Origin of the sequence: Streptococcus sp. 1559 (assembly GCF_013276735.1) — a bacterium.
Taxonomy (GTDB): Bacteria; Bacillota; Bacilli; order Lactobacillales; family Streptococcaceae; genus Streptococcus; species Streptococcus pseudopneumoniae.
Genome location: NZ_VMLO01000037.1, coordinates 1 through 6,332 on the forward strand (window position 1 = coordinate 1; position 6,332 = coordinate 6,332).

At 41.7% G+C, this 6,332-nt stretch carries 6 protein-coding genes; 5 read left to right on the top strand and 1 reads right to left on the bottom strand.

What is annotated here, in order from left to right; all coding sequences use genetic code 11:
• Positions 1-60: 60 nt before the first annotated feature.
• On the bottom strand, positions 61-873 hold the full coding sequence (locus tag HT688_RS06145; protein ID WP_172923647.1) for a Cof-type HAD-IIB family hydrolase: 813 nt from the start codon (positions 871-873) through the stop codon (positions 61-63).
• 189 nt (positions 874-1,062) lie between these two features.
• Between HT688_RS06145 and HT688_RS06150 the strand changes: the two genes are divergently transcribed.
• The 5 genes from HT688_RS06150 to folE all read left to right on the top strand — a co-directional run bounded on the left by HT688_RS06150 (position 1,063) and on the right by folE (position 6,280).
• Complete coding sequence (locus HT688_RS06150) at positions 1,063-2,481, top strand: NCS2 family permease (protein WP_172923648.1); 1,419 nt, start codon at positions 1,063-1,065, stop codon at positions 2,479-2,481.
• 58 nt (positions 2,482-2,539) lie between these two features.
• Complete coding sequence (locus HT688_RS06155) at positions 2,540-3,247, top strand: CPBP family intramembrane glutamic endopeptidase (protein WP_172923649.1); 708 nt, start codon at positions 2,540-2,542, stop codon at positions 3,245-3,247.
• Between the two features lie 199 nt (positions 3,248-3,446).
• Positions 3,447-4,421, top strand: coding sequence for a dihydropteroate synthase (gene folP / locus HT688_RS06160; protein WP_172923650.1), 975 nt, complete (start codon positions 3,447-3,449; stop codon positions 4,419-4,421).
• Position 4,422: 1 nt separating this feature from the next.
• On the top strand, positions 4,423-5,745 hold the full coding sequence (locus tag HT688_RS06165; protein WP_000657461.1) for a bifunctional folylpolyglutamate synthase/dihydrofolate synthase: 1,323 nt from the start codon (positions 4,423-4,425) through the stop codon (positions 5,743-5,745).
• Entirely contained in the window at positions 5,726-6,280 is a 555-nt protein-coding gene (folE, locus tag HT688_RS06170; protein ID WP_172923651.1) for a GTP cyclohydrolase I FolE, read from the top strand. Before HT688_RS06165 ends, folE begins: the two co-directional genes overlap by 20 nt.
• Positions 6,281-6,332 lie beyond the last annotated feature (52 nt).

Genomic DNA, 6,332 nt, shown 5'->3' on the forward strand with positions numbered 1-6,332 from the left:
GAGCAACCTACGGCTAGCTTCCTAGTTTGCTCTTTGATTCTCATTGAGTATCAGTATAGGTTATAAGAATAAGTCTTGTAGGGTTTTGGCAACCCCATCTTGGTCGTTGGTAAGGGAAATTTGCTCATCTGCATAAGGGAGTAGCTCTGGATTGGCATTTTTCATGGCATAACCCTTCCCAGCAAAAGCTAGCATTTCGGTATCATTGTGTTCATCTCCAAAAGCAATCAAATCTTTTTTGTCACGGTTCATTACCTTGAGCAAGTAGTCTAAGGCGAAGGCCTTGTTGACACCTTTTGGGGTACACTCAAGGATATTGAGCGGACCTCCCCAGGTATTGATGGACAGTTGATGCTGGTAGAAAGCGTTCATTTCTTTTGCCAAGGCATATTTGTCACTGGCTCTGGTCTGTAACAGAATACAGTTAGGATCCTTGGTTACCAACTCAGGCTGAAATTGATCTTCAGGATGGAAAGCTTCTACACCAAATAGTTTGGGATTGGCAATTTCTTCATTGGGATTTGTAATGTAGAATTTTTTACGATATTCTCCAGCGATAAAATCGGCTTGAATGTCCTCTGAACGTCGAACCATATCTAAAAGATATTTTTTGTCTACAGTTAAACACTTTTCAAAATCCCAAATTTGGTCTGGTAAGTGAGTAAGGGAGCCGTTGAAATTAATCATAGGAGTGTCTAAGCCTAGTTCATGGTAAAAATCTTTTGACATACGGTAAGGGCGACCTGTCGTAATAATAACCTGATGTCCTTTTTCAACAACTTTTTTGATGGTTTTTTTGGTAAAGTCAGAAATTTGACTGTCTGAGTTGAGCAGGGTTCCATCCAGGTCAACTGCAATAATTTTTTTCGTCATATGGACCTTTCTAGTGTCTTTTCAGATAAGATGTCTTCTATTATAACAAAAAGCAGGCAGAAAAGCAGATTCCAAACAAAAAATGAAATTTCATCAATTTCTTAAATAAATCAAACAAAGATATTGAAAAAGTGAATGATAAATGATATAATTCTATTATTGTTCGTAAAAATTAAAAGGAGATTGATAATGGACAAATTATTTAAACTAAAAGAGAACGGTACAGACGTTCGTACAGAGGTTCTCGCTGGTTTAACAACTTTCTTTGCAATGAGCTATATTCTCTTTGTAAACCCACAAATTCTTTCGCAAACAGGAATGCCTGCTCAGGGTGTATTCCTCGCAACGATTATTGGTGCAGTTGCTGGTACCCTGATGATGGCCTTCTACGCTAACTTACCTTATGCCCAAGCGCCAGGTATGGGACTCAATGCCTTCTTTACCTTTACAGTTGTATTCGGACTTGGTTATTCTTGGCAAGAAGCCCTAGCTATGGTCTTCATCTGTGGAATTATCTCATTGATTATTACCTTGACAAATGTTCGTAAAATGATCATTGAATCGATTCCCAATGCTCTTCGCTCAGCTATTTCAGCTGGTATCGGTGTCTTCCTTGCCTATGTAGGGATTAAGAATGCTGGACTTTTGAAATTTACGATTGATCCAGGTAACTATACTGTTGTAGGAGAAGGGGCTGACAAAGCTCAAGCAACGATTGCAGCAAACTCTTCAGCAGTTCCAGGATTGGTCAGCTTTAATAATCCAGCTGTTTTGGTGGCTCTTGCAGGACTCGCTATCACAGTTTTCTTTGTCATCAAAGGAATTAAAGGGGGAATTCTCCTCTCTATCTTGACAACAACTGTTCTTGCTATTGCAGTTGGTTTGGTAGATTTGTCAAGCATCGATTTTGCTAATAACCATGTTGGTGCAGCTTTTAAAGATTTGAAGACAATCTTTGGTGCAGCTCTTGGTTCAGAAGGTTTGGGAGCTTTGATTTCAGATACAGCTCGCTTGCCTGAAACTCTGATGGCTATTCTTGCCTTTTCATTGACAGATATTTTTGATACAATTGGTACCTTGATCGGTACAGGTGAAAAAGTTGGTATCGTAGCGACAAATGGTGAAAATCATCAATCAGCTAAGTTAGACAAGGCTCTTTACTCTGACTTGATTGGTACTTCAATTGGTGCCATCGCAGGTACTTCGAACGTAACGACTTATGTTGAGTCTGCTGCTGGTATTGGTGCAGGTGGACGTACTGGTTTGACAGCCTTGGTTGTGGCAATCTGTTTTGCGATTTCAAGTTTCTTTAGCCCACTTCTAGCTATCGTACCTTCATCTGCTACAGCTCCAATTTTGATTATTGTTGGGATTATGATGCTTGGCAGCTTGAAAAATATCCATTGGGATGATATGTCAGAAGCAGTTCCTGCCTTCTTCACTTCTATCTTTATGGGATTCAGCTACTCTATTACTCAAGGGATTGCAGTTGGTTTCTTGGCTTACACCTTAACTAAGATTGTCAAAGGTCAAGTTAAAGATGTTCATGCAATGATTTGGATTTTGGATGCCTTGTTTATCCTTAACTATATCAGCATGGCCTTATAATAGAATGACCCAGGGGGGATTTCCCCCTTTTTTTAATACAAAGTCTAGGAGATGAATGATGGAAGAGAAAAGTATGTGGAAAGAATTGTTGAATCGTGCAGGCTGGATTTTGGTCTTTTTGCTAGCGACAATTTTATATCAGCTTCCTTTAGCAGTTACTGCTATTTTAACTTTAAATGCAGTACCACTGTTACAGTCAGGACTGATAGTTGCTGGTCTTTCGATTGTAGTGTTGGCACTATTTATTTTTGGAGCTCGTAAAACGCAGTTAGCAAGTTTTAATTTTTCTTTTTTTAGAGCTAAGGATTTGGCACGTTTGGGCTTGAGTTATTTAGTCATTATCTGTTCAAATATACTTGGTTCTATCTTGTTACAACTGTCAAATGAGACGACAACAAGTAACCAGTCTCAGATTAACGATATGGTTCAAAATAGTTCTTTGATTTCTAGCTTTTTCTTGCTAGCCTTGCTTGCTCCAATTTGTGAGGAAATCTTGTGCCGTGGGATTGTTCCTAAAAAGATTTTCCGAGGCAAGGAGAACTTGGGATTTGTAGTCGGTACGATTGTGTTTGCTTTATTGCATCAACCAAGTAATTTACCTTCTTTATTGATTTATGGAGGTATGTCGATCGTTCTATCTTGGACGGCTTACAAGACCCAACGTTTGGAAATGTCGATCTTGCTTCACATGATTGTGAATGGGGTTGCTTTCTGTTTGTTGGCTCTTGTGGTGCTCATGAGTCGGATTTTAGGAATTTCTGTTTAATACTCAATGAAAATCAAAGAGTAAACTAGGAAACTAGCCGCAGGCTGTACTTAAGTACGGCAAGGCTACGTTGACGCGGTTTGAAGAGATTTTCGAAGAGTATAAGATTATTGACAATTGCTTACTTGTTTTCTACTGGGAAAAAGATGAATGCAATCGTGTCCATCTTTTTCTTTTTATGGTAAAATAGAGAAATAATATGGTGAAAAGCCTTGAGGGAGTGACCGATATGTCAACTAAAGCCAATCATGCAAAGACAGCTATTTGCGGAATCATCAATGTAACCCCAGATTCTTTTTCGGATGGTGGTCAATTTTTTGCGCTTGAGCAAGCGCTCCAGCAGGCTCGTAAATTGATAGCAGAAGGGGCTAGTATGCTAGATATCGGCGGAGAATCGACTCGGCCGGGAAGTAGCTATGTTGAGATAGAAGAGGAAATCCAGCGTGTTGTTCCAGTGATCAAAGCGATTCGCAAGGAAAGTGATGTCCTTATTTCTATCGATACTTGGAAGAGTCAGGTGGCAGAGGCTGCTTTGGCTGCTGGTGCCAATCTAGTCAATGATATCACTGGTCTTATGGGTGATAAAAAAATGGCCCATGTGGTTGCTAAGGCTGGAGCGAAAGTAGTCATCATGTTTAATCCAGTCATGGCACGACCTCAGCATCCTAGCTCGCTCATATTTCCTCATTTTGGCTTTGGTCAAGCTTTTACAGAGGAAGAGTTAGCTGACTTTGAAACATTGCCAATCGAAGACTTGATGGAGGCTTTCTTTGACAGAGCACTAACGAGAGCAGAGGAAGCTGGTATTGCTCAAGAAAACATCCTGCTGGATCCAGGAATTGGCTTTGGTCTGACCAAGAAAGAAAATCTGCTTCTTTTACGGGATCTGGATAAACTACATCAGAAAGGCTATCCAATCTTTCTTGGAGTGTCGCGCAAGCGGTTTGTCATCAATATCCTTGAAGAAAATGGTTTTGAAGTCAATCCTGAGACAGAAATTGGTTTCCGTAATCGGGACACGGCTTCGGCTCATGTAACTAGTATCGCTGCGAGACAGGGTGTAGAAGTGGTGCGCGTGCATGACGTAGCTAATCACAGGATGGCAGTTGAAATTGCTTCCGCTATTCGTCTGGCTGATGAAGCGGAAAATTTAGATTTAAAACAATACAAATAAGATGAAAGAATTTGAAAACAATCAGTGGATTGCTAACTACCGGACGGATCAACCGCATTTTGGCTTGGAACGAATGGTGGAACTGTTAGCTTTGCGTGGCAATCCCCATCTCAAACTCAAGGTCATCCATATCGGAGGGACCAACGGCAAGGGTTCGACCATTGCTTTTTTGACAAATATGCTGAAAAAGCTAGGGCTGAGAGTTGGCGTGTTTAGCTCGCCCTATCTCATTCATTATACAGACCAGATTAGCATCAATGGGGGATCCATTCCAGAGGCTAGACTAGAAGCCCTCATGGCAGACTATCAGTCTTTGCTGGAGGGAGAAGCGGTCGCCAATTTGCAGGGGACAACCGAGTTTGAGATTATCACAGCCATAGCCTATGATTACTTTGCCTCGGAGCAAGTAGACGTGGCTATCATGGAAGTCGGCATGGGTGGACTTTTAGATAGTACCAATGTCTGTCAGCCCATTTTGACAGGAATCACGACTATTGGATTGGATCATGTGGCTCTACTTGGTGACACCTTGGAAGCCATAGCAGAGCAGAAAGCTGGTATTATCAAACAAGGTATTTCCTTGGTGACAGGTCGCATTTCTCCAGATGCTTTGGCTGTGATTGACCGCATTGCAGAAGGGAAAGATGCGCCGAGACTTGCCTACGGGGCAGATTATCAGGTCAGCCATCAAAAGAGTGTGGTGACAGGCGAAGTCTTTGACTATACAAGTGCTGTCAGACAAGGTCGCTTCCAGACAGGTTTACTTGGTTTGTACCAAATAGAGAATGCTGGGATGGCCATAGCTTTACTTGATACTTTTTGTCAAGAAGATGGTCGAGAACTAGCAAGCAATGACTTGCTTGCTCAAGCCTTGGAAGAAACAAGTTGGCCAGGGCGTTTGGAAATCGTGTCAAGAGATCCCTTGATGATCTTGGATGGGGCCCACAATCCCCATGCTATCAAGGCTTTATTAGCAACCTTGCAAGAACGCTTTGCGGATTATCATAAGGAAATCCTCTTTACTTGTATTAAAACCAAGGCCTTGGAGGATATGTTGGACTTGCTGGGGGCCATGCCAGATACCGAGCTTACTTTGACACATTTTGACGATAGTCGGGCGACTGATGAAAGCGTGCTGAAAGAGGCAGCTAAGTCTAGAAATCTCAGCTACCAAGGTTGGCAGGATTTTCTAGAGCAGAAATTGACAGATAAAAAAGAAGAGAAACAAACAGTTAGGATTGTCACAGGTTCCTTGTATTTCTTGAGCCAAGTGAGAGCCTATCTGATGGAGAGGAAGAATGAAAATGGATACACAAAAGATTGAAGCAGCTGTAAAAATGATTATCGAGGCTGTCGGAGAGGACGCTAACCGCGAGGGCTTACAGGAAACACCTGCTCGTGTCGCTCGTATGTACCAAGAGATTTTTTCAGGTCTTGGTCAAACAGCGGAGGAACATTTGTCAAAATCCTTTGAGATTATTGATGATAATATGGTGGTAGAAAAGGATATTTTTTTCCATACAATGTGTGAACACCACTTCTTGCCATTTTATGGTAGAGCGCACATTGCCTACATTCCAGATGGCCGTGTGGCAGGCTTGTCTAAGCTAGCCCGTACGGTTGAAGTTTATTCGAAAAAGCCACAAATTCAAGAACGTTTGAATATCGAAGTGGCCGATGCCTTGATGGACTATCTAGGAGCTAAGGGAGCCATTGTTGTCATTGAGGCAGAACATATGTGTATGAGTATGCGTGGTGTCAGAAAACCAGGCACTGCAACCTTGACGACAGTAGCTCGTGGTCTATTTGAAACAGATAAGGACCTTAGAGATCAGGCTTATCGTTTAATGGGACTATAATACTCTTCGAAAATCAAATTCAAACCACGTCAGCTTCCATCTGCAACCTCAA

What these genes read in the sequence shown, in the direction of transcription:
- folE (WP_172923651.1), top strand. Translation starts at nt 5,726, where the DNA reads ATGGATACACAAAAGATTGAAGCAGCTGTAAAAATGATTATCGAGGCT.
- HT688_RS06150 (WP_172923648.1), top strand. Translation starts at nt 1,063, where the DNA reads ATGGACAAATTATTTAAACTAAAAGAGAACGGTACAGACGTTCGTACA.
- HT688_RS06145 (WP_172923647.1), bottom strand. Translation starts at nt 873, where the DNA reads ATGACGAAAAAAATTATTGCAGTTGACCTGGATGGAACCCTGCTCAAC.
- HT688_RS06155 (WP_172923649.1), top strand. Translation starts at nt 2,540, where the DNA reads ATGGAAGAGAAAAGTATGTGGAAAGAATTGTTGAATCGTGCAGGCTGG.
- folP (WP_172923650.1), top strand. Translation starts at nt 3,447, where the DNA reads ATGGTGAAAAGCCTTGAGGGAGTGACCGATATGTCAACTAAAGCCAAT.
- HT688_RS06165 (WP_000657461.1), top strand. Translation starts at nt 4,423, where the DNA reads ATGAAAGAATTTGAAAACAATCAGTGGATTGCTAACTACCGGACGGAT.